This is a genomic window from Legionella oakridgensis ATCC 33761 = DSM 21215, assembly GCF_000512355.1.
In the GTDB taxonomy this organism is placed as follows: domain Bacteria; phylum Pseudomonadota; class Gammaproteobacteria; order Legionellales; family Legionellaceae; genus Legionella_A; species Legionella_A oakridgensis.
In genome coordinates, this window is record NZ_CP004006.1 from 862,793 (window position 1) to 888,291 (window position 25,499).

Below are 25,499 nucleotides of genomic sequence, written 5' to 3' on the forward strand. Positions count from 1 at the left end.
CAATTTTTAAAGTAGCGATGGATACAAATCGTTCCATTCAGGATTCAATGCATTAATCAAATCATGCTTCTTTTTTCGAGACCACCCTTTGATTTGTTTTTCTCGCTCAATAGCCATGACGATGCCTGAACAAACTTCAAAATAAACCAGTCGATCCACATTGTATTTTTGGGTAAATCCAGCCACCAGTTTATTTTTGTGTTCATAAACACGGCGTATCAAATCATTGGTAACACCAGTATACAAAACATTATTGTGTTTATTGGTCAGAAGGTAAACGCAAGACTCCGTATGCATATACTATTCCTTGCTCTGTTGGACTGTATTGTTATCTCAGATTCCTGATAACACAGGGATAGTACCAGAAAATATAGATTGGATGGAACTGATAATGCTTAATCCTTGTTTACGGATCGTACTGATAAATCCTCGGATACGAGCAAATTGTTCAGCGCCTTGAGCGGTCCGAAAACCACCGGATATTTTTTGTTTGCATTTCATCATTCGTAAATCACGCTCAGCATCATTATTGGTAAATGGAACTGCCAGATCATGAAGAAACCGTAAAACGTCTTGTTTGTAATGAAATAAACGCCACAAGAGGTTTTGACCTGTCCGTCGAGGTTGTCGACCCTGTTTGCCTTTGCATGGCAATGGCGGCAGCGTTTCATGATACGCCAGCCCATCTCGAATAATCTTCTTGTAGATGTTGGTCAACCGCTTGATGCGAGCAACAGGTATTGCATGATGTGCATTAAAATGACGACAGCGAAGAGCAACACGTAATAGTCGGGTCATAGCCTGTGCCCATGGTTCTTTGTCATGCTCGGTTATTGCTTTTAATTCACGCAAGTGATGCTGGTTGCATAGGGCATGCTCCACACCTCCCAAATTGTAATAACTTTTCCAGTGATCATGAATGACGGTACCTGAAAGGCCATCCAGTAATGATTTTCGTTTTGGAGATATGTGATAATAAGTTGCCGTTTTAGTCGATGCCACATGCAACCATTGTGTTTTTCCGGCCACACGAAACCCTGTTTCATCCAGGTTTTTTACGGCAGCAGTTTTGACTGCAGACAATACCGATTCTTCAAATGATGCCAATGTATCAAAGGCAATCCGGTTATATCCAGTCCGTGTTGCAGTAGCCAGTTGAATTCCGTACAGGTCATAAAACAACTGTTGCAGCCTGTCTTCTGGAATAAAATGCTGATATTGATAATACACGCTCCAACTACGAATAACTTCACCGTATTGGACAGGGGCAAGAACACCTGCAGGAAATGCTGCTGTTATCGTTTTATTACAGCACTCGCAATATTTTACTTCAGCCTGATGTTCCGTGACTTCAATTTTGGGTAGTGGAATATCAAAAACCTGGCGCTTCACAATTCCAATCATCGGCGTTGAAACTAATGAACCATAACAATCCGGGCATGTTAGCAATACATGGTTTTTGACAATATCTGGTGATTTAATCTGTTTTAACGTTTCGCCCTTGTGGCCTTTTGGGCCACCACTGTTACGTTTCCCATTTTCACGTAGTGATGTCGTACGCGTAGTTTGCCTAACCCGTCACTTGAGGGGGCTTTGAGCTGTTGCTGCTATTCTTGTTCAGTCGTTTTTCCAGCTCTGCTATTCATGCAGCTATTTGATCATAACCGCATAATTTTTCAAGTGTTTTTTACATTAATTTAATACGTGCCAATTGCTGGAGATCCCTCGCTGCACTCGGGATGACGTGGGGAGTTACGAATTTGTTTACATTTCCAGAGGTTTTTGTAAAGAGCGCAGCAGGCATAGCAAATCATGATCATCAGGGGAAAATAACGATAATTCCTGATGTGCTTGCAGATAGAGGTTTTGGATTATGGATAATAATTCTTTTTATCGTACAACGTCGCGAAGGTGATTTTCTGATTAGCAGCGTCAGAAGCTCTGCCTTTGCCTAGTTTGCCGTTGCCATATCGGTCAAGATAATCATCTTGCATTTGAAAGACCAGCCCCAAGTGAGTGGCAAATCGGCGCAGTGCTTCAGCCATCTCTGGAGAAGGGGTCCCTGCGGCTAGAACCATATTGATGCAGGCGGATATAAGTTTACCCGTTTTTAGCTGATGAATTTCACATAATTGGGCTTCATCAATGTGTGGTTTTGCTAATTCTGAAAGATCAAGACTTTGACCACTGACCATGCCAGCGGGACCACTGGCTTTGACCAATTCTTGCGTTACGGCAATGACTTGTCGCAAAGAAAGCGTTTTTGGAAGAAAATTAAGCAATATTTCAATGGCCAGTGCTTGCATGCCGTCACCAACCAAAATGGCTGTGGCTTCATCAAAGGCTCGATGACAGCTCGGCTTACCACGGCGAAAATCATCATTATCCATGGAGGGTAGATCGTCATGAACCAAAGAATAACAATGGGTTAGTTCAATAGCCACTGCAATAATGTCCAGACTGTCAAGAGGCACATTGACTAACTTGCCGCACAAATACACCAGCATTGGACGTAACCGTTTTCCTCCCGGGAATAATGCATAAAGAATAGCTTCCTGAATACGAGGCGCGGGAATGTCCAAACGATTCAGTATATTTTTTAAAATAGCTTCATGGCGTATGAGATATTCGCCCATCCTTTGATTACTCATGGGGTTGCTCAGGCGTTGGTGTGTTTGCAGTGGAAAGGATTTCAATTTTTTGCTCTGCCTGAGTTAAAAGTTCTTGGCATTTGCGTGCCAGTGTAATGCCTTTTTCGAATTGTTTTAAAGAATCCTCTAACGGTAATTCGCCTTTTTCCAATTGTGCAACGATTTGTTCCAACTCTGCTATGGATTTTTCGAAATGAATGGTTTTAGTCATTACAGTTATTCTTTGGAAAGGCAAATCATGCAATTATACTGTCTCATTTTTCGGATTCAACCGCCGTGGCAGGAAATCGCATCTCTTTTTAAAGGAGATGGTTTAACTTCTGATGGAATGATGGCGTCTTTAACATGTGCTGACAAACAAAATCAGGCTGGATATTGCAACCATATTGGCATGACTTTATGCAAATATGTCATAAATTTCCATAAACCAACCTGACTTTCTTCATTGCCGAGGAGGTCAAGTTTTAATTCAGGGAAAGCAATTCCTACGCCAAATAACCCGGGTGCAAGAATACCAACATGGGGATTATAATCCAGCTGTTCACAATCGTTGATCACGATGTTTTTTCTACGTTTAAAGCCGACGGCATACACGGCTTTTTGGCATTCCGGTAAGAAACGGGTGATATTGGCTTCTGTGGCAGTATAGCGTACTAGGTTATGAGGATGTACGCCATCAATATATTCACGAGCCCATTGTGCCGTTTGTCCTTTTAGACCGGTATTATCAAATAATATCCAATCTCCTAGAGGGATGGCATAACGGCATGGCGAACGATAGAAATTAATTACTTTCTGTACGCCTAATTCAACTAACTGTTGAATGATGATGATGGCAGAATGCGATGAACCAAATACCGCATACGTTTCATGATTCTTGACGTATTGGCGTAGTCGCTCTTTATCAATGGCCAAATCAAAAGGGATGGCATCAATCCCTGGATAACTTAAACTGTCTGGCACGGCCCCGGTTGCTAAGACCACATGCTTAGCTTTGAACGTTTGTACATCATTATTTAAGATCCAGGTTCTTTGGGAAAGTTGTAAATCATGAATGAATGTTTGTTCCGTTCGGACCATGCTTTGCAAACGTTCGGTGATCCATTGCAAAGGCTCAACGATGTGATGCAGGGTGCAGGTATTATCGGCAGGCAAGTGATTTAGCTGAAAGTCTTCCGGGGCTTTTTGATAGGAGAAGGATTGAACGGCCGTTAAAAAATCAATAAAGAGTTTTACGGTGGTATTGCTGGATACATTTTTCCAAAAACGGCCTAAATCTCCAACCTTAAAATAAGGGTCTATCCACAGAATTTTTTCGGGGTTTATTTTATGGTCAAGCAGTTTACCTACCGCAGCAATGCCAGCGGGTCCTGCTCCAATAATTGCCCATTCAAAAGTTTCATTATTCATTTTATTTGGTTTTGTTTATGATGTAGGTCAAAACATAGAGTCTAAAGGGCTGAATGTTATTAGACAAGCTCCATAGACCCTGGAGATGAATAGGCCTATGAAACATAAAATACGATTTGTGTGTAGCCAATGTGCTGCGGTTTTCTCGCAGTGGGCAGGGCAATGCATGCAATGTGGCGCTTGGAACTCGATCATTGAAGACTCAATGAGTGGGACAGTAAGACCAGGACGTAGTGGGAATTATGCGAATCAACGTTCGGAAGTGGTGCTGGTTGAAGAGGTGATTCTTGATGGCCAATCACGTATGGATTGTGGTTTGTCTGAACTTAATCGGGTCTTAGGTGGTGGCTTGGTGGATGGCTCTGTGGTTTTGATTGGCGGAGATCCCGGCATTGGCAAATCGACTTTGTTGATACAAACTCTTGCGCAATTGTCTTTACAACACAATGTATTATACGTCACTGGAGAAGAATCCTTACAACAGGTTGCTTTACGAGCAAAACGATTACAGCTGCCATTGGCTTCTTTGAAGCTTTTGGCTGAAACCCATGTGGAGTCTATTGTTGCTCATGCTCAGAAAGAAAAGCCACGCATTATGGTGATTGATTCAATACAAACTATTTTTACCGAATTAATTAATTCAGCTCCCGGCGGAGTGAGTCAGGTTCGTGAGTCGGCAGCGCAATTGGTTCGTTTTGCCAAAACGACTCAAACCGCTGTTTTTCTTGTTGGTCATGTGACGAAAGAAGGCGCGCTTGCAGGCCCTAGAGTATTGGAACATATGGTTGATTGTGTGCTGTATTTTGAAGGACAGAATGATAGTCGTTTTCGGGCGATTCGCGCCGTTAAAAACCGGTTTGGTGCTGTGAATGAATTGGGCGTTTTTGCCATGACGGATAAAGGCCTTAAAGAAGTCGCTAATCCCTCGGCCATCTTTCTGTCGCGCCAGCCAGAGCCAACGCCTGGCAGTGCGGTGATGGTTACTTGGGAGGGGTCGCGGCCTATGCTGGTCGAAGTACAAGCACTGGTTGATCAATCTCATAGTCAGCAAGCAAAACGAATCACCGCAGGCCTTGAGCAAAATCGCTTGGCCATTTTGCTGGCGGTGTTACATCGGCACGCCGGAATCGTTACGTTTGATCAGGACGTGTTTATTAATGTGGTGGGTGGGGTCAAAGTTACCGAAACTGCTAGTGATTTAGCTTTACTGGCTGCTGTGGTTTCAAGCTTGCGTAATCGGGTATTGGACAGTAAAACGGTTATTTTTGGTGAAGTCGGACTTGCCGGTGAAATTAGGCCGGTGCAAAGCGGCCAGGAACGCTTGCGAGAAGCAGCAAAACATGGCTTCAAACGCGCAATCGTCCCTTATGCCAATGCACCGAAGCAAGATTTAACCATTGCTGTGGAGCCTGTTAAATACCTTCATGAAGTCATGGAAAAGTTGTAGCCAGTTGTTTGGCGGCTTCTTTAGCAAAATAGGTGATGATTAAATCTGCGCCCGCGCGTTTGATGGCGATGAGACTTTCCATCATGGCTTGTTCTTCATGGATTAAACCTTGTGCGGCCGCTGCTTTTAACATGGAATATTCACCACTGACTTGATAGGCACATAATGGTACTTCCGGAGCGTGTTGTTTCACACGACAGATGATGTCCAGATAATTCATCGCGGGTTTAACCATCAGCATGTCAGCACCCTCTTCCAAGTCTAGCATTGCCTCGCGAATGGCTTCTTGCGCGTTTGCTGGATCCATTTGATAGGTTTTTCGATCGCCAAATCGCGGCGCGCCTTGTGCTGCTTCACGAAAAGGTCCATAAAAACTGGAACTGTATTTCACTGCATAACTTAAGATAGCAATGTCCTGATGACCGTTAGCATCCAATTGTTGTCGAATGGCTGCCACCATACCGTCCGTCATACTGCTTGGGGCAATCCAATCTGCGCCCGCATCAGCATAGCTGACGGCTTGTTGTGCAAGTAAGGCTAGGGTTGCATCATTATCTATTATTTCCTGTTGTAATACACCGCAATGACCATGATCGGTGTATTCACAAAAGCAAACATCGGCGATGATGAGCATATCCGAATTAAGGCTGCGAATCTTGCGTATGGCTTGTTGAATAATCCCGGTTGCACTTAAAGAAGCGCTGCCTTTTGCATCTTTATGCGCAGGAATGCCAAATAATAAAACAGCAGGAATCCCCAAGGACGACAGTGTTTCGATTTCTTCGGATAAATCGTTTAAAGTTAACTGATATTGTCCAGGCATCGCACCAATTTCACGTTTGTTGACAAGTGTTTCGCTGATAAACAATGGAGCAATCAATTGTTTGGGGTGTAGGCGAGTTTCTTGTATCATAGCCCGTACTGTAGGTGTTCGACGCAGGCGTTTCATGCGCAGGGGAATAACATATTGATTCATCATTAATCCTTACTGTGTGTATAAAGCAAATCCATGCCGCTACCAGAATCACTGGCAGTGACCTGAATACTGAAAAATTTATTCAATAGATATTTCAAGGTTAATACGTTGCTGTCTTCCTGAAATAAACCGATGTTATAACTTAAATATAAGCGATTGGTAATTGCTTTACCTACTACAAATGCTGTGCTATCTGTGACTTGATTAGTGCTTTGATTATATTGCGATGTGCTTTGTATATTAAAATCAAATCCTAGCGTTTGTTTTAATTGATCCAGCAATTGTAACCCTTTTGTCCCGGAATCAAGGTTCATTGCGGAGATGGCGGCCAATAACAATTGGCCACCGGATTTGTTCGCCTGGCTTGCCGGCTTGCCGAGAATAATCATGGATAATATGTCTGCTTGCGACAGGGTGGGTGGAATGGAAAATAACTTAACTTCGGGCGAACTCACTCGTCCGCTGACTTCAATGCCTACGGTTGTCTTATTGCCTAAATTGATGGATTGAATATTGCCAGAACTGAAATCAAAGAGTTCATTTGAACCTGCAAAATTGGATGTGGCATTTTTAAAATAGCGTACAGCACGAATTCGTATGCCTGGATTGCTGATCGTGCCACCAGTAAAAATTAACTGGCCATCTTCAATCATCAAATCTTGTCCATAGGCTTGATATTTGCCGTCCCGGATGGTTAATTCTCCAACCGCATAAGGTTCACCTTGCGGTACTTGTCTTATTTTTAAGGCGCCGTCTAAAAAACCGTGAAGTCCTTTTGCATCCAGGACAACATTTTGCCCCATCTTAAGCTCGATATCTGTCTTGATATTGAAAGGGGATTTTTCTTGTTTATCACTTACAAAAACGGCATCATCCGTTAAATCAACACTACTGCTGAAACGGATGGGTTTCAAATTAGCAGTAGGAACCAGGATAGTGCCTTTAAGATCAATCATGTCGGGTTTGAAATCAAGGGTTAATTGTGGAGAGATACTGACGGAGTATTCAGACGTTTGTATGATGGGAAATTGTTCACCATTTATTTTAATCATACCAACCATATCGGGCGCAAAGTCTCCTTTGCCATCCAAGGTGAGAGTTTTACCTGCGGTACCGATGGAGCCGGTTGCCGTCCATTGCTTATTGTGGGTTTGTAATTTCATCTGAATGGGGGTTAGCGCAAGATTTAATTTAGGCAGAAATAAACTGGCTTCGCGCAAAGTCATGTCACCTTTAATGATGGGTTTATTCAATTTACCTTCAGCGGTCAGCGTGAGGGACAATTGGCCATGAGGGTTTTCAATGGCGGGACTCACTCCTGCAAGAAAATCAAGGGAATCAATACGTAGATTTAATGTTCCTCGTAATGTCTGTTTAGCCATGTCCATGGCATCAAGGCGAAATTTAGGCAATTGTCCAGTAAAATCCAATTGCTTATGGCGATCAATCAGTAAATGGCCGACTGCTTTTAATTCTTTTGGCGATAAATTGGCAGTCAACTGACCACCTTGAAAGGTGATTGGCGGGTTTTTATTGTCTTGCATGGATTGAAAAATACCGGGCGTGATGGTGAAAATGAGTTTTCCTTGCTGTGGGCCGGTGACATTAATCTTGGACGTCAGAGTGGTTTGTAAACCTGCAAGCGCTGGATGGAAAAGCTTGGGTTGGGGTAGAGACACCATAGCTTGCCATTGGTAAGCTGAAATTCCTTTAATTTCTATATGATTGGGGCCAAGTGAGAGATTGGCATTTATTTTTTGAGGTTGGTAGTTAACGCTGGTTTTTAATACATTATCCATATACTGTGCTGACATGGTTGCCGTAGCCGAAAGAGTCTTCGGGGTATCTCCCCAAAACTGGGCATCCAACTTAAGATTGGATAAAGGCAGCGTTTCCTGGGGTAAAGTCAGTGAAGTTGATTTGATTTCACCTTTGAATTTTGGCTTTGCTTGTTCATCATAGATCAATGTGGTAACAAGGTTCCCTTGCGACAGACGTAGCAAACTTTGAGCACTGACTTTTTTATTGTGTACATGGGCATGAATGTCCCAATCGGCTTTGACAGGTGTATCAAAGGTAGCTTGAGCTTTTATAAATAAATCAGATAAGGTTCCCGTAATCGTTAAATCACCTTGCTGGCTTTCGATGGTATTTTGCGCATCAAAAGCCCATTTGCCATTGTGCCACTTGGCTTGCATAGACAGCACCTGGCCATTTTTTAATGTGCCACGCAGCGTACCTTGAGCAGGTTGACTGAATTGTCCTGTCCAATGATACAAGGCTAGATCGCCGCCAAATTTGATTATTCCCTGCAACCGTTCCTTGACACCAGCCATTGGTCTAAATGTCAATTCAGCCGTTAAGGCATAAGGGGCGTAAGGCTGACCTTTTGCCCAAAAAGAGAAATGATTCTGGCCATCATTGGCTTCAAGTTGGTTGATGGTCCATAATTGGCCACTCAGTATGGCTTGTAAACGCAGCTGATTTAACTGCCAGGTTGACCCAGCCTGTTTAATCTGCAAGGTATTCACGGTGAGCTTGTGCAAGTTTAGGAGGAACGGGAATTGGGGACGATGAATATCAACCTGTGCTGTTTTTTCAATGGCTTCAGGAGTATCTTTAATAGTTACTAAAAAAGTATCGGCGTGTACTGTCTTTACGATTAATTGCTTATGCACTAAAGCAGTTAAATTCCAGGTTATGTTTCCATTATTCAGATGAAGATGGAGGGTGTCGTCCTCATAATCCAATTCGGCAAATGCAATCTTATGAATCAATTGGCCTTGTGGTTTTTTTAAAGTAATTTTTCCTGGCAAAACTAAATTGACTAATTTAACTGCCGTGTAAAATCCTGGTGTTGTCGTCAGGAAAAATGCCAGCATGCAAGTCGAGAGGATAAAGAGAATAAACAGGGCGTATAGGAAGGATTTTAAATAGCGCATGGTTAGAGATCTGGCCCCATATTGATTACAAGTTTAGGATTGCGTCCCTGAATACAATTAAAGTGATTATTAATGGGTTGCGCAATCCCTACTTTGATAGGACCAACCGGCGATACCCACATCAAGCCAATGCCAGCATCGTATTTAAAGTCTTTAAGGCTAGGCTTATAAACATCTCCACCATCGACAAACCCAATGAGATACCATTTTTTGAAAGTTTCCTTTTGTATTTCCATGCCGGCAAAACTTAAAATCTTTCCAGGACCTACGGAATTATAGCTATAGGCTTTCAAATCTTCAGCTCCTCCAAGTAATAAAGCCAGAGATAAAGGTAAATTGTCCACGTTATTAATTAACGTGAAGCCTTGAATCGCATGAAAGAAAAAACGAGTACGAATCATCTCGGCAGTAAAAGCAGCTTTGACATCAATAAATGCTTGTGCAACGTTAATTTCTGAGAGCACGGCTTTACTGGCAGCAAGACCGGTTAAGGTGATATTATAACCCGAGGGAGAAAACAAGGGGTCAGAGATTTGACTCCAGGTAAACATTGCCTTTGGAAATAAAAGTGACTTGGTGGTTTTGGGCTCTCCCGTGTAATTAAAACGTTCATTTAACGCGTTTAAAGAAATCATGCGTTGATGATTTTTTTTAACGTGTTGTTTAGCGACTGACAGCAAGAGTGAGTTACCATAACCGCTGCTGTAATTTAAGTTGGATAAACTGCCGGTAACACTGTACTTGTCGGTTACAGGATTTTGACCAGGGATAATATACTGTGCCAACAGAGCATTTTCTTTAAAGGATCCTTGCGCAATAGCATTAAATTTATGTCCGGAGCGATTAACCGGCATTATATCTAATCCTGCGCGACCGCGAGGTCCAGTATCGGTTCCATAGCCAATGCCCAGAGAATAATTGATACGATGTACTCTTTCCAAATGGACGTCTACCGGCACATGACGTATGGAGTCGATGTTTGGTTTTACAATGACGGATTTAAAATAACCGCTGGCAGACAGGGTTGTTTCCAGCGCCAAAATCTGATCAGTGGAATAAGGCTCGCCATATTTAAATGGTACATAGCGATGAAGTAATTCTGGCGAAATATAAGTTGGGTCAAAGCGGATTTGACCAAAATAATATTGCGGTCCAGTGTTAAAAATCAGGGTGATGTCTGCAGTGTAATGCTGTCTGTCAATTAAAATTTCAGATTTCTCAAAGAAGGCATGTAAGTATCCCTGGTGTTCTGCGGCATTGGATAACATATCTTTTGCTTCTTCATAGCGATGATTCAGCAGAGGTTGGCCGACTTTGATGGGAAGATCGCGCATGGCTTGTTTTATTTCCGCATTGTCAGCCCCTTCTCCCTGAAGACGGACATTTAAACTGTTTATACGCATTTGGGGACCAGGGATAATATAAATTTGCAGTCGTTTACCCGCGGGGTAAATGGTGATGGTTGGTTGGAAAAAACCATAAGGATACATGGCTTTAGTGATTTGTTCTTTTAATGCTTCTACTGGTTCCTGACTGATTGGTTTATTTTCATATAATTCGTTCAGGCGATATTGCACATTTTCCAATACGCTTCCTTTAATACCGGTGATTTCAACATTTACAGCATAGGATGCACTCAATTGCAGAACACAGCCTATTAGCAGCAGCAGTAGTCGTCCCAGACGTTTACTTATCATAAAGGCGAGTACCATCCATGGAACCAGCAGCTTGCAACGCTTTCAGGTGATATATAAATTCCAGCGCAGCTCTGGGTGATAAATGATCAACCTCAATATTTGCCAAGGCTTCCAAGGCTGGCGAAGCTAGAGAAGAGGGTATTGCTACAGGGGAGGTTATTGATGTATGTTGTGCCTGCTGTAAATGGTGCTTGGCAAGCATCAATACTTCTTCAGGTATCCCTGCCAATGCTGCGACTTCAAGCCCATAACTTTGACTGGTATGGCCTTCTTCAACTTGATAAAGAAATGCAATCTGTTCTTCCGTCAAGGCTGCCCGCAACTGTACGTTCCTTATACAGGAATATTCATTGGCAAGATTGGTTAATTCAAAATAATGAGTGGAAAATAAAGTGTAAGCTTTGATGGTAGTAGCAAGATAAGCACAACAAGCATAAGCCAGTGCCATGCCATCGTGTGTGCTTGTTCCCCGGCCAATTTCATCGATTAATACCAAGCTTTGTGACGTGGCATGCCTTAGAATATAGGCAGTTTCTGTCATTTCTACCATAAAAGTTGAACGGCCTGATGCCAAATCATCGCTGGCCCCGATACGGGTAAAAATTCGGTCAATTGGCCCCAGTTGCGCCTGCTGAGCAGGGACATAACTGCCTATGTGCGCTAGCAGAATAATAAGTGCATTTTGGCGCATGTAAGTGGATTTTCCACCCATATTAGGACCGGTAACTAATAATATGTGACTGGTTGGATCCAGGTTTAAATGATTTGCAATAAATTGTTCCTGGAGTATGTGCTCAACGACTGGGTGACGACCACCCTGAATGGTAATGCCAGCTTCTTCGACTAATTGCGGACAGTGCCAATGTAAGGATTGAGCGCGTTCTGCAAGGGTGCATAGCACATCTACTTCAGCCAGTCCCTGTGCAATTTGAATTAGGGTTTGCAGATATTGATGAATTTCTTGTAAAAGATTGTCGTATAACCATTTTTCGCGTGCCAATGCTTTACTTTGCGCAGATAGTACTTTTTCCTCAAAGGCTTTTAATTCAGGCGTAATATAGCGTTCAGCATTTTTTAACGTTTGTTTACGTTGATAGTATGACGGTGCTTTTTCTGCTTGAGTACGTGGTAGCTCGATGTAATACCCATGAACGCGGTTATAACCAAATTTTAGTGAAGATAAACCTGAATGATGTTTTTCTTGTTGTTCCAGTTTTAATAGTGTTTCACTGGCGTGTTCACTAAGCTCTCGCAATTCATCCAATTCCTCATCAAAACCAGATGCAATAACACCACCATCTCGAATTAACATGGGTGGATTTTCTACCAATGCGCTTGCTAATAAATCATGCAGTATTGGCAATGCAGTTAATGGTTGGGCTAACTTGATAAGTAAGGCACTTTGATTGGTAGAAACTATACGTCCTATTTCAGGAAGCAAGCCTAGTGTCTGACGTAACAGCGCTAAATCACGAGGGCGGGCTGATTTTAATGCAATACGGGAAGTGATTCGTTCGACGTCGCAGATTTGCTTAAGCAATTCATGCAGGCCAATGTATTGTGTGTTTCCTATTAATTCTGCAATGGCCTGTTGGCGATGGTGAATCAGTTGATGCTGGCGCAATGGCTTGGCCAACCAGCGTTTCAGCAAGCGGCTTCCCATCGCACAAGCAGTGTGGTCTAGTAATGAAAATAAACTGTTATTGCGATGTTCATGATGGCTTTCAAATAATTCCAAATGACGTTGAGTGGCAGCATCCAGTTGCAAGTAATGTTGACTATGTTCAAGCGTGATGGTTTTTATATGCGGTAAAGCTTGTTTTTGAGTCATTTGCAAATAGGTAAATAAACAGCCGGCAGCTGGAATGGCTAGGGGATATTCTTTTTCGCCAAATGCATCCAGATTTTGAACGCTAAATTGTTTATATAATAATTCCCGGGCATGCGTTATATCAAATTCCCAGGAAGAGCGAGTTTTAATAACGTAATGATGATTGGTATGAGAGAAAGGCAGCGGTTCTTGCACTAAAATTTCGGCGGGTTGAATGCGGGAGATTTCGGCTTGAAGCTGAAGGGGATCAGCAATTTGAGCCAGGTGAAAGCGGCCACTGCTTAAATCAGTCCAGGCCAGACCATATTGTTTTTTATGCTGATAAACCGCAAGCAACACATTATCAGATTTTGCTTCAAGAAGCGCTTCATCGGTGACGGTGCCTGGTGTGATGATACGAGTGACTTGTCGTTCAACTGGACCTTTACTCTGAGTCGGATCTCCAATTTGTTCGCAAATGGCGATGGATTCGCCTTTTTTAATTAAACGGGCAAGATAATTTTCAACAGCATGATAAGGAACGCCAGCCATAGGAATTGGCTTGCCTGCGGATTGTCCGCGATGAGTTAATGTCAAATCAAGTAATTGGGCTGCTTGTTTGGCATCATCAAAAAATAATTCATAGAAATCACCCATACGATAAAAAAGCAACATATCAGGATAATCTGCTTTGATCCGCAAATATTGTTGCATCATCGGGGTATGGGGAGCATGCATATAAATCACGATAATGGTTGAATTTGTCTGAATTCTAGCAAATGCATGGTATGAAGTCAGTAATACACAGGATAAGAGCATGCCATTTTGATGAATAAACGCTTTCATACAGTGGCTAAAATTGTCATTTCCGCCTGCGCGGAAATGACAAATAAAATATAATACAGTCAAAGTATGAGGTTGCTTTGGCCGTCAAAAATAGAAAGTGGCAAAAACAGTTAAAATAAGGTACGCTTATAAATAGATAATTAATTTATAATTATTTATAAGTTATTAACTTCTTCACATCATGTGAATTTTTGCTAGACTTGATTAGGGAAACTTATTCAAAATAAAAAAATGGAGATGAATATGAAACAGTTGGCTATGTTGTTAACCGCTGGTGTAATGGCGTTTGTGCTTTCAGGTTGTGGTGAAGATAAACCAAAACAGCCGGAAGTTAGACCTGAAAATGCAGCCACTCAACCTATGAATAAAAGTGATGAAGCTAAGCCTGCAGATACATCGGCTACCCCTGAAACAACCGGTACCAGCACTGAAGAATAAATATTTAATGTATGATAATGACCCCGCCTAGGCGGGGTTTTTTATTGTGCAGTTAAAAAGAACTTTGCTATGTTAAACGGTGATGGTATTGACGAGAATGGAGACATTTAAATGGAAACATTAGCAAAGATAAGCTGGTTCCAATTAATCTATGCTTTGATGCTGGTTTTATTGGGATTTATCATTGCCAAACAAGTCAGTAAACTTGTCAATCGTGCTCTGGTCAAACGATTTTCTCGCCACCAGGTATTACTGATACAACGGTTAATTTTTTATATTCTATTCTTCATTTTTGTATTTTCCGCCTTACAGCAGCTTGGTTTTAAAATGACCGTTCTTCTTGGTGCTGCCGGTGTATTTACTGTAGCGTTAAGTTTTGCTTCACAAACGGCTGCTTCCAATTTGGTAAGTGGGATTTTTTTATTATTTGAGCGACCTTTTAAGGTGGGAGATCTCATTAAGATAAAAGATCTGATGGGAGTCGTTGACTCTATTGATTTACTGTCCACTAAAATTAAAACGTCAGAGAATATGCGTATACGCATACCCAATGAAACGATCATGAAATCAGATATTATCAATATGAGCTTTTTTGATACACAAAGAATTGATATTCTGATTGGCGTGGCTTATAGCAGTGATATTGATCATGTAAAAGCGGTGTTAATGCAATTGGTGAATGAACAAGAAGCAGTGAAAAAAGAGCCTGCAGCCCAAGTGATTATTAATAAATTCGGTGATGCAGCCATCGAGTTAAAATTCATGGTATGGACACAAACCAGTCAGACATCTGCCGTAAAAAATCAATTGCAAGAAGCCATAAAACGGCGTTTTGATCAGGAAAAGATAGAAATACCCTTCTCGCAAATGACATTGCAGAGGCCGTAATGGATCCAGTTACTCAAGGAGCTTTGGGAGCTGCCTGTTCACAGGCGATATTGCACGGTCATGATAAACGCAATGCCTGGTTGGTGGGAGCTTTGGGAGGGATGGCGGCTGATCTGGATCTTTTTATTCGTTCCTCGCAAGATCCCATGTTGTTTTTTATTTACCATCGGCAGTTTACTCATTCGCTTTCTTTTATCCCAATAGGGGGACTATTGGTTGCCCTGGTATTATTGCCTTTTAAGCGATTTCGTCTGCAATGGCGGTGGACGTTACTGGCGGCATTGATTGGTTATGCTACTCATGCCTTGCTCGATGCTTGTACCAGTTACGGAACGGTGTTGTTTTGGCCATTTTCCGAGCGGCGCGTTGCATGGGATGTGATGGCGATTATTGATCCTTTGTTCACGATTCCGCTCATATTGGGAATCGTCTGGACTGTGGTGTTTGATAATAGACGAGGAGTATTAATCGGCCTAATGTTTGCAGGCTTATTGTTGATGTTTAATGTTTGGCAACATCATCGGGCTGTTGTTGCAGTATCGCGTTACGCCTATGAGCAACAGTGGAACTTTAAACGGTTGCGCGCTTTTCCTGATTTGGCCAGCTCAACTCAGTGGCGAACTGTAACTTATATCAATGGTAAATTATTGATTGCGGATGTGGTTACGCCTTTATTTAATTCAAGTAAGATTTACCCAGTGGCGTTTTTTCCAGACTTTGGAACAAAGGATTTACCGAATTCTGTGGATGAGGCAGGGCAACAGCGCCGTGATTATAACGTATTTGACTGGTTCACGGATGGCTATTTGATAGCAGCACGCCAGCAGCCTCTTGTGCTGGTCGATGCACGTTATCTGACAGGGTATAATCCGTTAGTGGCGTTGTGGGGAATCCGGTTTGACATGCATAAGACTCATGTGGATATCGTGCGCTCCATTCATCTCGATGATGGTCATAACCTTCATCATGAAGAATAAGAACGTGTCTTCAGAGTCTAGGAAGGAGTATGGTTAATAATGAATATTGCAATTTTAGCCACAGGTGATGAAATCATTTATGGAGATACCCTGAATACCAACGGTCATGCTATTGCCCATCTTTTGTGTTCAGAAGGTTTTTCCTTGGGGCTGCATCTTGCTTGCGGGGATTCAGAGGTGGACATTTATTCCTGCCTTGAATTTTTAGGTCATAACCATGATACCGTTGTTGTCATAGGTGGATTAGGGCCAACATCTGATGACCGTACCCGCTTTGCGCTAGCCCGATTTTTAAATGCTCCGTTGGTTGAATTTCCAGAAGCACTGAATCATATTCAGACACGATTAAACCGCGCAAACCTGTCCATGAATACAGGAAATCATCAACAATCCTTGTTTCCCAGCCACGCTATTTTATTGCCAAATCCCCATGGCACCGCCATGGGTTGCATTTGTGTTCAGAATAATAAGCAGTTTATTCTGCTTCCTGGCCCGCCGCGTGAGTGTCTAGTCATGTTTAATAACCATGTTTTACCTGAATTACGACATAAAAAAAACTATGGTAAAGAGAGTAAATCGTGGCTTAGGTGGCGGCTTTTTGGAGTGGCAGAAGGAGAAATTGCCGAGATTCTTGATAATGCACTGGCTGATATGCACTGCGAAACAGGCTATCGTATAGAAACTCCGTATGTAGAATTTAAAGTCCGCTGTCAGGAAGCCCAGGTTTCACGAATAAAGGAAATGATTGATCCAATTGTAGCGCCACATATTATTGCGTCTCCCGAGCAAAAAGCATCCGAAGGATTGCGTAAAAAGATAGCAATGTTGGAAGAGCCAATGGTTATCATTGATGATGCAACAGGGGGGGTGTTACAAACGCTGCTTCAGCGTCCCAATACTTATCAGAAATTAATGTTTCATGAGAACGATAAATGGCGCTTGCATTTTCATCTGCGTGGACTGGAAGAATATTGGACAGGAAGGCAATCAGCAACCACTCATTTAATTATTAAATATCATAATGATGTTGAACATGGCAGTGAAACGCATCAAATTCCTTATCGCAGTCCCCTCATTGTTGATTATGCGGTGGAATGGTTAAGTTTCCGCTTGCTTCATCTCATCGATCAATTGCATTAATGCAAAACATAATTCTTGCGTTCCTTCGCCGCGGATTGCCGAGATGGTAAATACCTTATTATGCCAGCCTAACTCGTGGATAATGCGCTGGATGGTTTGTTGGCGCACCGCTTCATCGGGTAACAGATCTACTTTGTTAAGCACAAGCCATCTTGGTTTATTAAGCAAAGCGGGATCATAGGCTGCTAATTCCTGAATAATGGTTTGTGCTGATTGCACAGGGTCGCTGTCATCCAAAGGAGCGACATCAATGAGATGCAGAAGCACACAGGTTCGTGATAAATGTTTTAGGAATTGATGACCTAATCCTGCACCTTCAGCAGCACCTTCAATTAATCCCGGAATGTCGGCCATGACGAAACTTTTATGAGGAGCTACACTAACAACGCCAAGATTTGGATGCAAGGTTGTAAATGGATAATCGGCCACTTTGGGTTTTGCGCTGGAAACGGCACGAATTAAGGTTGATTTGCCTGCATTAGGCAGACCAAGCAATCCAACATCGGCCAATACACGTAATTCCAGATGCAGTTGACGGGCTTCGCCAGGAGTACCGGGGGAGGTTTGACGAGGGGCGCGATTTATACTGCTTTTATAGCGGGCATTTCCCAAACCATGAAAACCACCTTGGGCAACAAGAAGCCGCTCGTCAGTATGACGGATATCGCCTATGAGTTCACCAGTTTCTACGTCATATACCAGTGTTCCCACAGGGACATTAATGATTAAATCATTGCCTTTTTTGCCAGTGCAATTGCTGCCCATGCCGGGCTGGCCATTTTCAGCCTTAAAATGACGCTGGTAGCGAAAGTCAACGAGTGTATTTAAATCCGGTGTGGCCTGCAGGTAAACACTACCACCGTCTCCGCCATCACCGCCATCCGGGCCACCACGAGGAACATACTTTTCGCGTCTGAAGCTTAGACAACCATGCCCTCCATGGCCTGCTTCCACTTTAATATTTGCCTCATCAACGAATCGCATGTTGTGCGCTTAATGTTCCTGACTTTCTACAGCATAGGGAGTAATGGTGACGTATTTACGGTTTTTTGCACCTTTGGTGGTGAATTTAACCAGGCCGGAAACTAGTGCATATAAGGTATGATCTCGACCAAGTCCTACGCCTGCACCTGGGTGAAAACGCGTGCCCCGTTGACGTACAAGAATTTCACCCGCATTTACGAGTTGACCACCGTATCGTTTGACTCCAAGATATTTTGGATTCGAATCACGACCGTTTCGTGTACTACCACCTGCTTTTTTATGTGCCATTGCAATATCCTCTTTAAGCCGGTTAATAAGCCATAGTTTGCTTTATTTGTTGAAATCAAAAAGGCTTTTATTGACTAATACCGGTAATTTTAATTTGTGTGTAATATTGTCGATGTCCCATTTGCTTCATATGATGTTTACGTCGACGGAATTTAATAATTTTAATTTTTTTGTGGCGTGCATGTTCGAGTATTTCTGCCTTAACCATTGCGTTCGCAATGAAAGGCGTGCCGCAGGTCACGTTATCACCGTCTGCGATCATCAATACTTCAGAAAAGTCGACGTTGCTGCCAACTTCAGCTGATAATTGCTCAATCTTAAGTACATCACCTTCTTTGACGCGATATTGTTTACCGCCTGTTTTAATTACCGCATACATAATCATTCTCCAACTCGCCTTGTGATTGGCTAACGAAGGCCGCCGAGTTACCGGCTATCACTGGTTCAATAAAGTGCCACATTCTATAAAATAACCGTTGCGACTTCAAGTTGATTTTAAATTATTGTATACTTTGCGCGCTCTCTTTAGACGGAGGGCTTATGTTTTGCTTTTTTCCCTCGGTAATCTGGTCGCAAGATGAGGGTTATTTTTTTATGGAGACTTAAATAAATGTCAACAATTGTCCTAGAAGCTGAAACAAGAGCAGACAAGGGGAAAGGTGCGAGCCGCCGCCTGCGTCGTCTTGAAAATAAAGTGCCTGCTATTGTATATGGCGGTGAAAAAGAGCCACAATCGATTCATTTACTTCACAATAAAGTAATTAAAGCTTTAGAAATTGAAAGTATTTACTCCAGTGTTTTTGAATTGAAAGTGGATGGAAAATCAGAAAAAGTGATTCTCAAAGACATACAGCGCCATCCTTTCAAACCAGTTATTTTACACATGGATATGCAACGGGTAAGTGCCAAAGACGTTTTAGTTAAGATGGTGCCATTGCATTTTATCAATGAACAGGAAGCTAAAGGAGTAAAAGCCGGTGGGATGGTTAATCATACGATGATGCAAGTAGAAGTTCGCTGCCAAGTCAAAGATTTACCTGAATATATTGAAGTGGATCTTCGTGATATGGAATTAAATGATGTGTTACATCTATCGGACCTCAAATTGCCGAAAGGGGTGCATTTGGCGATTGATCCTAGCGAAGGTGATCATGACCATCCAGTCGTGAGTATTCATGTTCAGAAAGGTGGTGCTGCTGAAACGGCGGCTGAAGCGCCTGAAGAAAGTTCTTCTGAAGGTTCAGCTGAAGAAAGTGCCGAATAGTATTCTGTTTTTCCCATGCAGGCGTTTTTTCATTATAGGATTCGTGATGCTGTAAAAACGCCATGTTGGGCAAATTTAAAAAATCCCTCTTCTCTTTCTTTTATTTTAAAGATAAGTTTAGGAGGGATTTTTTTATAGAACAAAGCTTAGTCGATTTCTTGCAAAAACTCGCCGAAGAGGGGGAAATGAGCCAATTTCCGTTGCAAGTTTCAAAGAAGTCAAATACAGGTGTAAATTGAGTCTTAGCTATGACCATCAAGTTAATTGTTGGCTTAAAAAATCCTGGTGCCTCTTATGCGTCTACTCGTCATAATGCCGGGGGTTGGTTTGTTGAGCAGCTGGCTCAACATTATCGTGTCACGTTTAAAGCTGAAAAAAACTGCATGGCGAACTAAGTGATCTAGAATTTAATGGAATGTCTTGCAAGTTATTACTGCCATTGACCTACATGAATCATAGTGGGTTGTCTGTTCGTGCCGTTAGTCAATTTTACCGTATTCATGCCAGTGAAATATTAGTTGCGCATGATGAGCTGGATCTTGCTGTCGGGCGCATCAAATTGAAAACAGGGGGTGGTCATGGAGGTCATAACGGACTGAAAGACATCATACAGCAGCTAGGAAGTTCTGATTTTCATCGTTTACGCGTTGGTATTGGGCATCCTGGCCATAAAGAATTAGTATTAAATTATGTTTTGGGTAAACCTCCTCAAGCGGAACGTCAATTGATTGCTGAAGCCATTGAGCGCAGCCTTGACGTCATTCCAGCAATTATAGAGGGTGATTTGGCCAAAGCGATGAATGCATTAAATGGTTAAGTGAGGGATACATGGGATTTAAGTGTGGAATTGTGGGGTTGCCCAACGTTGGTAAATCAACGCTGTTCAATGCGCTAACTAAGGCAGGTATTGAGGCGGCGAATTATCCATTTTGTACCATTGAACCCAATATTGGAATGGTTACGGTTCCTGATCCTCGTTTACAGGTACTAAGCGATATTGCGCATCCGCAGCAAACTGTTCCGGCGGTCATGCAGTTTGTTGATATTGCTGGTTTAGTCAAAGGAGCTGCCAGCGGCGAAGGGTTAGGCAATCAATTTTTGGCGAATATACGTGAAACCGATGCCATTGCGCATGTGGTGCGCTGCTTTGAAAATACGGATGTTGTGCATGTGGAAGGTCGCGTTGATCCACTGAATGATATCGAAGTGATTAATACCGAATTGGCTCTGGCTGATATGGATACCGTAGAAAAAGCGCTGAATAAAGCTGGCAAAACCAGTAAAAGTGGTAATAAAGAAGCACTGTTTGAAAAACAAACGTTTGAAAAAATAAAAATGCATTTGGATGCTGGTTATCCGGTGCGTACTTTGCCGTTGTCTGCCGAAGAAGAGCAAATTAGTCGGCGATTGTTTTTATTAACGGCTAAACCAGTTCTTTACATTGCGAATGTAGATGATGAAGGTTATGAAAACAATCCCTTACTTGATAAAGTATGTAAACTGGCTGCCAACGAAAAAGCAAGCGTGGTTGCATTGTGTGCGGCAACCGAGGCGGAATTAATTGAATTAGATGAAGCAGATCGGCAGGAATTTATGGCTGATTTAGGGTTGAGTGAACCAGGGTTACATCGAGTCATCCGTGCCGGTTATGACTTACTGGGCTTGCAAACTTATTTTACGGTAGGGGTTAAAGAAGTGCGTGCCTGGACAATTCATCGAGGAGCCACCGCACCGCAAGCAGCCAGCGTTATTCATACAGATTTCGAAAAAGGGTTTATTCGTGCCGAAGTCATTGCATATGATGATTTTGTTGCTTGTTTGGGAGAGCAGGGGGCAAAAGAGGCAGGTAAATTGCGCCTGGAAGGTAAAGAGTATGTGGTGTGTGATGGAGATGTAATGCATTTTCGTTTTAATGTTTAATGCTATCAAATCTCTAGCAATGGCTTCTTAAGAAAAGAAGAAGTTATGGGCAAAATTAAAAATAAAGTAGTACTCTTTCGCAGGAACAAGCATACTGATAGGCATCATACGTTCGTAAAAACTTGAGAGCTTGAGTTTTTCTATGCATACTGCCGAAGTCAAACATTTAAGCATTGCTTTTCAAACAGAAAAGCAGGTGATTACTGCCGTTGATGATGTCTCTTTTACTTAAATGCTGGTGAAACATTGGCATTGCTTGGCGAATCTGGATGTGGTAAATCCCTGACCTCCCTGGCTATGATGCGGTTATTGCCGCCTAATGGAGTGTATGGTCAAAAGAGTGAGGTGGTGCTGGGAGAGCAGGAATTGCTGAATTTGCCTGAATGCCTGATGCGAGGTATTCGGGGGCGGCGATTGGCGATGATATTTCAAGAACCAATGACTGCATTAAATCCAGTGTTAAGTATTGGGGAACAGTTGTCAGAAGCGTTACGTCGTCATCAAACGATGTCACGTGCACAAATAAAAGAGCATATGCTGGCTTTACTGAATGAAGTTGAAATGCCGCAGCCAGCAAGGCGCTTACGACAATACCCCCATCAATTATCGGGGGGGCAAAAACAGCGTGTGGTCATTGCCATGGCGTTGGCGAGTCGTCCAGAGGTACTCATTGCCGATGAGCCAACCACGGCACTGGATGTAACCATACAGGCACAAATTCTTAAATTATTGAAAAAATTACAGCAACAGCGCCAGATGAGCTTGCTCATGATCACCCATGATCTGGGCGTGGTCAAGACCATGGCAGATCAAGTGTGTGTTATGTATGCTGGGCAAGTCGTTGAAACAGCCAATGTTGATGATTTTTTTAAACAGCCCTTACATCCTTACTCACAACAGTTGCTGGTTTCTTTACCATCTTTTGCCAAGCGCGGACAACAATTACAAGCCATTGGTGGAGTCGTTCCTGTTCTGGATGCCATGCCGGCAGGATGTCGTTTTCACCCCCGCTGTGCCCATGTATTCGCGCCTTGTGCAACGGTGGAGCCACAATTACAAGAGCCAAAGCCGACAAGACTTGTCCGTTGTCATTTATATCCCGAGCATGATTGTCCACCGGCTTTGGTTCAGCAGGAGCAGTCATGGACAACAAGTCATACATCGAATGAAATCATTCTCTCGGTAGAGCATTTGGCGGTCTATTTCGCGACAGGTGGTTGGTTGAAACGTAATCGTGACATTCATAAGGCGGTTGATGGATTATCGTTTAATTTGCGCAAGGGCCAGACTCTGGCATTGGTTGGTGAATCCGGTTGTGGAAAAACAACCACCGCTCGAGCATTATTGCGATTGCAACCCATTACCTCCGGTCAAATCATGTATCATGGCCAGAATGTTTCTGACCTGCGAGGCCGAACCCTACGTGCTTTTAGAAAAAAAGTACAAATTATCTTTCAAGATCCCTTTTCTTCCATGAATCCACGTATGACGGTTGGAGAAATTTTGGCTGAGGGCATGTTAGCTCAAGGCATGCGTCACGCACAAATTCATAAAAACAAGTACAGCTCTTGGAACAAGTGAATTTATCAGTTAAAAGCTTGCACCGTTATCCTCATCAATTTTCTGGCGGTCAACGTCAGCGTATTTGCATCGCAAGAGCATTGGCAACGGAACCAGAGCTTTTGATTTGTGACGAACCTACCAGTGCACTGGATATCTCTGTACAAGCGCAAAATTCTCAAATCTTTTGAAAGAATGCAGCAATCGTTTGGATTATCGTATTTGTTATTACTCATAATATGGGTGTGGTGGCTTATCTTGCTGATGAAGTCTTGGTTATGCGGGCAGGAAAGGCTGTTGAACAAGGAGACTGTGAGACGATTTTTAATCATCCATCTCACAGTTATACCCGTCAACTGTTAGAGAGCGTGCCCCACGTCTAGGCCATGTTCTTCATCATCCCGAACGTCTGAAAGAGAACGGCTCCTGGGAAGAGACGGACTAAATAAAGCTTCTCTGGATGTCCCTAGAGATACATCGGATAACGAGCGAGCTCTTCTCATAGACGCAACTGGAGGTGCTTGGTCAGCAAGAGAATACAATGGAGTGGCCAGCTCTTGGGATAGTGTTTGAAACGGCACTTCAAAGCCTTGCAGTTTTTGTCGATAGGCGTCGTCAGCGCGTTCTAAACGGGGATTTAAAGAATCTCTGCATTGTTGTACTTTATCTTCATGCAGCTTAAGTTGTTTGTGGTATTGGCTGGTACCGTTTGCAAATTGTGTTTCATCATAGGCTATTTTGGCGCCGGCGGCTATGGTAAATGCCCCTGAGGTGGCGGTAAGGCCTATGGCTATCGCACTGGCAAGGCTGCCAGCGGCTAAAGCAATACCGACGGGAGCAAGCACACCGGTTAAAACCAAGGCCAAACTGACCGCAAGCAGCAAAGCCAAGGTGCCTATCACAAGCGCGGTGCGGTTTCGTTGCCAGAAGTTTGGCTGTGATGGTTTTTCTTTGTCTAGCTTAATGAGTTCTTGTCCATTCTCGGTAATGATTCTTCCTTTGTCTTGTTGATGTTCTTGCCTCATCTTTGCTTTTTGGGCTGTAAGTGCCTGTTGCAATGTTTCAGTGACCAGGGTCGGAAAATTCTTATCCTTTGGTGGATGTTCGCTGAGCTGTTGAATTGCGGCAGCTTGCTTCAATAAAGCTTCTTTTATATTTCTTTGTTTTTCATCAAACAAAATAGAAGCTTTGAGTTCTAACTCAATGGCGTAGAGAGCCAACTGATTTTGCAGTTTGAGTGGTTTTTGGGTTTCTTCGTCATCCGAGTGGGCATCAATTTGTTCATTGATCTTGGTAAACAGAGTTTTTAAAGAATGTTCAAAGTCGTCGAGTTTAAAGAAATTCACATCGTTTTGTGCCGCTTCGGCAACTGCCGCCAAATGTTCATCCAAATCATCATCATGAGGCATGGTTTGAGCAAAGGTAACGTATTTTTGCAACAGGGTGGTGCGATAATCACGATCGTCGATATTATGATTGGCTTTAATTCGTTCGTCTAATTCCGAAAAAGCTTGCAAGGAAATAGATTCTCCGGCAAAAAGAGGTTGTAATAAACGAGAGATTTTTTCAGAGTTAATTAAACGAGCCAGCTCAGCCGGCAAGGCCGCAGAATCCAAATCTTCGCCTGCTGCAGCGGCTTCTTCCGCTAAAACGTCAGGGTGGCTTAGATAGGTCACTTCCCGCTGACTGGGTTCTGCCGTGGTATTTCTTATAATAGCAACAGCAAAAGGGCAATTTCTTGCGTCTGCGGGGATATCAGGATTTGAATCATCTCTTAAATAAGTAATGGATATGCCGCAATTTCTTCCTGCATCGTCAACAAAAGCGAAGCCAATGGAGTTTTGAAAGGTGCGTAATGTTCCTTCGCTAGCAGCTTGTGGTATTAAGTCAAAGAATTTTGGCAGGGTTTTAATGCTGGATTCAGTAAATACACCGCCATAAAAATTGCCTTGCGTGTAAGATAATGACTCATCTGCTTGGTGAGAGGTGTCACGCAAGCGGTCTTGCATTTCACGAACGCTGTGTTGATAAGAGGCATAACAGATTCTTGGGAGATCTTTTTCTACGGCCTCATCATAGGCAGTTTTACTGCCATTAGGAGCATCGAAGCCCTTGGGCAAGTGCAATTGGCTTAGGACTTGAGAATAATTGCCTGTGTATTTTTTAAAAGCGACCATGGGGATATACTCCAATGCATTACTTGTTACTTTCCTTTATAATAAAGGAAAAAACTTAAGACAGTATTACGTTCAAACTTGGTT

19 protein-coding genes and 3 pseudogenes are annotated in these 25,499 nt (G+C 42.7%); 9 read left to right on the plus strand and 13 right to left on the minus strand.

The annotated features are described in order from the left end of the window. Positions 1 to 6 precede the first annotated feature (6 nt). From LOA_RS04300 to LOA_RS04320, 5 genes and pseudogenes are all read right to left on the minus strand, one after another. Positions 7 to 297, minus strand: a complete 291-nt coding sequence (locus tag LOA_RS04300; protein WP_025385286.1) for a GIY-YIG nuclease family protein — start codon at positions 295 to 297, stop codon at positions 7 to 9. 36 nt (positions 298 to 333) lie between these two features. Then, a pseudogene (gene tnpC, locus LOA_RS04305) lies at positions 334 to 1,500 on the minus strand (IS66 family transposase); the annotation flags it as partial. A gap of 371 nt (positions 1,501 to 1,871) precedes the next feature. Next, a complete protein-coding gene (locus LOA_RS04310; protein ID WP_081726618.1) occupies positions 1,872 to 2,651 on the minus strand; it encodes a polyprenyl synthetase family protein in 780 nt (259 codons plus the stop codon). Further along, complete coding sequence (locus LOA_RS04315; RefSeq protein WP_025385288.1) at positions 2,644 to 2,862, minus strand: exodeoxyribonuclease VII small subunit; 219 nt, start codon at positions 2,860 to 2,862, stop codon at positions 2,644 to 2,646. The genes LOA_RS04310 and LOA_RS04315 overlap by 8 nt, the downstream gene beginning before the upstream one ends. A gap of 152 nt (positions 2,863 to 3,014) precedes the next feature. Next, the gene (locus LOA_RS04320) at positions 3,015 to 4,061 is read right to left on the minus strand and encodes an FAD-dependent oxidoreductase (RefSeq protein ID WP_025385289.1); all 1,047 of its coding nucleotides are present in this window, start codon (positions 4,059 to 4,061) and stop codon (positions 3,015 to 3,017) included. Between the two features lie 97 nt (positions 4,062 to 4,158). Here LOA_RS04320 and radA point away from each other — a divergent pair, with 97 nt between their 5' ends. Beyond that, complete coding sequence (radA, locus tag LOA_RS04325) at positions 4,159 to 5,508, plus strand: DNA repair protein RadA (protein WP_025385290.1); 1,350 nt, start codon at positions 4,159 to 4,161, stop codon at positions 5,506 to 5,508. Here the strand turns inward: radA and hemB are convergent. Genes hemB through mutS form a run of 4 tightly spaced genes read right to left on the minus strand, consistent with a single transcriptional unit; the run spans position 5,492 to position 13,671 of the window. Next, positions 5,492 to 6,484, minus strand: a complete 993-nt coding sequence (hemB, locus tag LOA_RS04330; RefSeq protein ID WP_025385291.1) for a porphobilinogen synthase — start codon at positions 6,482 to 6,484, stop codon at positions 5,492 to 5,494. The genes radA and hemB overlap by 17 nt on opposite strands. 2 nt (positions 6,485 to 6,486) lie before the next feature. Then, on the minus strand, positions 6,487 to 9,426 hold the full coding sequence (locus LOA_RS13655) for a translocation/assembly module TamB domain-containing protein (protein WP_081726619.1): 2,940 nt from the start codon (positions 9,424 to 9,426) through the stop codon (positions 6,487 to 6,489). A 2-nt stretch (positions 9,427 to 9,428) separates the two neighbouring features. Beyond that, the gene (locus LOA_RS04340; protein ID WP_042238710.1) at positions 9,429 to 11,123 is read right to left on the minus strand and encodes an autotransporter assembly complex protein TamA; all 1,695 of its coding nucleotides are present in this window, start codon (positions 11,121 to 11,123) and stop codon (positions 9,429 to 9,431) included. Then, positions 11,113 to 13,671, minus strand: coding sequence for a DNA mismatch repair protein MutS (mutS, locus tag LOA_RS04345; protein WP_025385294.1), 2,559 nt, complete (start codon positions 13,669 to 13,671; stop codon positions 11,113 to 11,115). The genes LOA_RS04340 and mutS overlap by 11 nt, the downstream gene beginning before the upstream one ends. A 351-nt stretch (positions 13,672 to 14,022) precedes the next feature. On the opposite strand from mutS, the gene LOA_RS04350 reads away from it, so the two are divergent. The 4 genes from LOA_RS04350 (at position 14,023) to LOA_RS04365 (ending at position 17,222) form a co-directional block, all read left to right on the plus strand. Beyond that, a complete protein-coding gene (locus LOA_RS04350; protein ID WP_025385295.1) occupies positions 14,023 to 14,217 on the plus strand; it encodes a hypothetical protein in 195 nt (64 codons plus the stop codon). 111 nt (positions 14,218 to 14,328) lie between these two features. Then, positions 14,329 to 15,105: a mechanosensitive ion channel family protein gene (locus LOA_RS04355; RefSeq protein WP_025385296.1), complete on the plus strand. Its 777-nt coding sequence runs from the start codon at positions 14,329 to 14,331 to the stop codon at positions 15,103 to 15,105. Beyond that, positions 15,105 to 16,082: a metal-dependent hydrolase gene (locus tag LOA_RS04360; RefSeq protein ID WP_025385297.1), complete on the plus strand. Its 978-nt coding sequence runs from the start codon at positions 15,105 to 15,107 to the stop codon at positions 16,080 to 16,082. The genes LOA_RS04355 and LOA_RS04360 overlap by 1 nt, the downstream gene beginning before the upstream one ends. 39 nt (positions 16,083 to 16,121) lie before the next feature. Then, entirely contained in the window at positions 16,122 to 17,222 is a 1,101-nt protein-coding gene (locus tag LOA_RS04365; RefSeq protein WP_025385298.1) for a competence/damage-inducible protein A, read from the plus strand. Here LOA_RS04365 and cgtA read toward each other — a convergent pair. From cgtA to rplU, 3 genes are all read right to left on the minus strand, one after another. Further along, a complete protein-coding gene (cgtA, locus tag LOA_RS04370) occupies positions 17,181 to 18,206 on the minus strand; it encodes an Obg family GTPase CgtA (RefSeq protein ID WP_025385299.1) in 1,026 nt (341 codons plus the stop codon). The two genes, LOA_RS04365 and cgtA, sit on opposite strands and share 42 nt — an antisense overlap. Positions 18,207 to 18,215: 9 nt before the next feature. After that, positions 18,216 to 18,494, minus strand: coding sequence for a 50S ribosomal protein L27 (rpmA, locus tag LOA_RS04375; protein ID WP_025385300.1), 279 nt, complete (start codon positions 18,492 to 18,494; stop codon positions 18,216 to 18,218). A 67-nt stretch (positions 18,495 to 18,561) separates the two neighbouring features. Further along, a complete protein-coding gene (gene rplU / locus LOA_RS04380; protein ID WP_025385301.1) occupies positions 18,562 to 18,873 on the minus strand; it encodes a 50S ribosomal protein L21 in 312 nt (103 codons plus the stop codon). A gap of 231 nt (positions 18,874 to 19,104) precedes the next feature. Here rplU and LOA_RS04385 point away from each other — a divergent pair, with 231 nt between their 5' ends. The 4 genes and pseudogenes from LOA_RS04385 to LOA_RS04400 all read left to right on the plus strand — a co-directional run bounded on the left by LOA_RS04385 (position 19,105) and on the right by LOA_RS04400 (position 23,621). Then, a complete protein-coding gene (locus LOA_RS04385) occupies positions 19,105 to 19,758 on the plus strand; it encodes a 50S ribosomal protein L25/general stress protein Ctc (RefSeq protein WP_025385302.1) in 654 nt (217 codons plus the stop codon). A gap of 248 nt (positions 19,759 to 20,006) precedes the next feature. Next, positions 20,007 to 20,575 (plus strand): annotated as a pseudogene (gene pth, locus LOA_RS04390) (aminoacyl-tRNA hydrolase). A gap of 11 nt (positions 20,576 to 20,586) precedes the next feature. Then, the gene (gene ychF, locus LOA_RS04395; protein ID WP_025385303.1) at positions 20,587 to 21,678 is read left to right on the plus strand and encodes a redox-regulated ATPase YchF; all 1,092 of its coding nucleotides are present in this window, start codon (positions 20,587 to 20,589) and stop codon (positions 21,676 to 21,678) included. Between the two features lie 142 nt (positions 21,679 to 21,820). Then, positions 21,821 to 23,621: pseudogene (locus LOA_RS04400) on the plus strand (ABC transporter ATP-binding protein). Here the strand turns inward: LOA_RS04400 and LOA_RS04405 are convergent. Further along, complete coding sequence (locus LOA_RS04405; RefSeq protein ID WP_025385304.1) at positions 23,598 to 25,415, minus strand: hypothetical protein; 1,818 nt, start codon at positions 25,413 to 25,415, stop codon at positions 23,598 to 23,600. The pseudogene LOA_RS04400 and the gene LOA_RS04405 overlap by 24 nt on opposite strands. Between the last annotated feature and the right edge of the window lie 84 nt (positions 25,416 to 25,499).

Bases quoted from the DNA above. Each gene is read 5' to 3' on its own strand.
- LOA_RS04300 (WP_025385286.1), bottom strand. From the start codon at position 297: ATGCATACGGAGTCTTGCGTTTACCTTCTGACCAATAAACACAATAAT.
- LOA_RS04310 (WP_081726618.1), bottom strand. From the start codon at position 2,651: ATGAGTAATCAAAGGATGGGCGAATATCTCATACGCCATGAAGCTATT.
- LOA_RS04315 (WP_025385288.1), bottom strand. From the start codon at position 2,862: ATGACTAAAACCATTCATTTCGAAAAATCCATAGCAGAGTTGGAACAA.
- LOA_RS04320 (WP_025385289.1), bottom strand. From the start codon at position 4,061: ATGAATAATGAAACTTTTGAATGGGCAATTATTGGAGCAGGACCCGCT.
- radA (WP_025385290.1), top strand. From the start codon at position 4,159: ATGAAACATAAAATACGATTTGTGTGTAGCCAATGTGCTGCGGTTTTC.
- hemB (WP_025385291.1), bottom strand. From the start codon at position 6,484: ATGAATCAATATGTTATTCCCCTGCGCATGAAACGCCTGCGTCGAACA.
- LOA_RS13655 (WP_081726619.1), bottom strand. From the start codon at position 9,426: ATGCGCTATTTAAAATCCTTCCTATACGCCCTGTTTATTCTCTTTATC.
- LOA_RS04340 (WP_042238710.1), bottom strand. From the start codon at position 11,123: ATGATAAGTAAACGTCTGGGACGACTACTGCTGCTGCTAATAGGCTGT.
- mutS (WP_025385294.1), bottom strand. From the start codon at position 13,671: ATGCATGCTCCCCATACCCCGATGATGCAACAATATTTGCGGATCAAA.
- LOA_RS04350 (WP_025385295.1), top strand. From the start codon at position 14,023: ATGAAACAGTTGGCTATGTTGTTAACCGCTGGTGTAATGGCGTTTGTG.
- LOA_RS04355 (WP_025385296.1), top strand. From the start codon at position 14,329: ATGGAAACATTAGCAAAGATAAGCTGGTTCCAATTAATCTATGCTTTG.
- LOA_RS04360 (WP_025385297.1), top strand. From the start codon at position 15,105: ATGGATCCAGTTACTCAAGGAGCTTTGGGAGCTGCCTGTTCACAGGCG.
- LOA_RS04365 (WP_025385298.1), top strand. From the start codon at position 16,122: ATGAATATTGCAATTTTAGCCACAGGTGATGAAATCATTTATGGAGAT.
- cgtA (WP_025385299.1), bottom strand. From the start codon at position 18,206: ATGCGATTCGTTGATGAGGCAAATATTAAAGTGGAAGCAGGCCATGGA.
- rpmA (WP_025385300.1), bottom strand. From the start codon at position 18,494: ATGGCACATAAAAAAGCAGGTGGTAGTACACGAAACGGTCGTGATTCG.
- rplU (WP_025385301.1), bottom strand. From the start codon at position 18,873: ATGTATGCGGTAATTAAAACAGGCGGTAAACAATATCGCGTCAAAGAA.
- LOA_RS04385 (WP_025385302.1), top strand. From the start codon at position 19,105: ATGTCAACAATTGTCCTAGAAGCTGAAACAAGAGCAGACAAGGGGAAA.
- ychF (WP_025385303.1), top strand. From the start codon at position 20,587: ATGGGATTTAAGTGTGGAATTGTGGGGTTGCCCAACGTTGGTAAATCA.
- LOA_RS04405 (WP_025385304.1), bottom strand. From the start codon at position 25,415: ATGGTCGCTTTTAAAAAATACACAGGCAATTATTCTCAAGTCCTAAGC.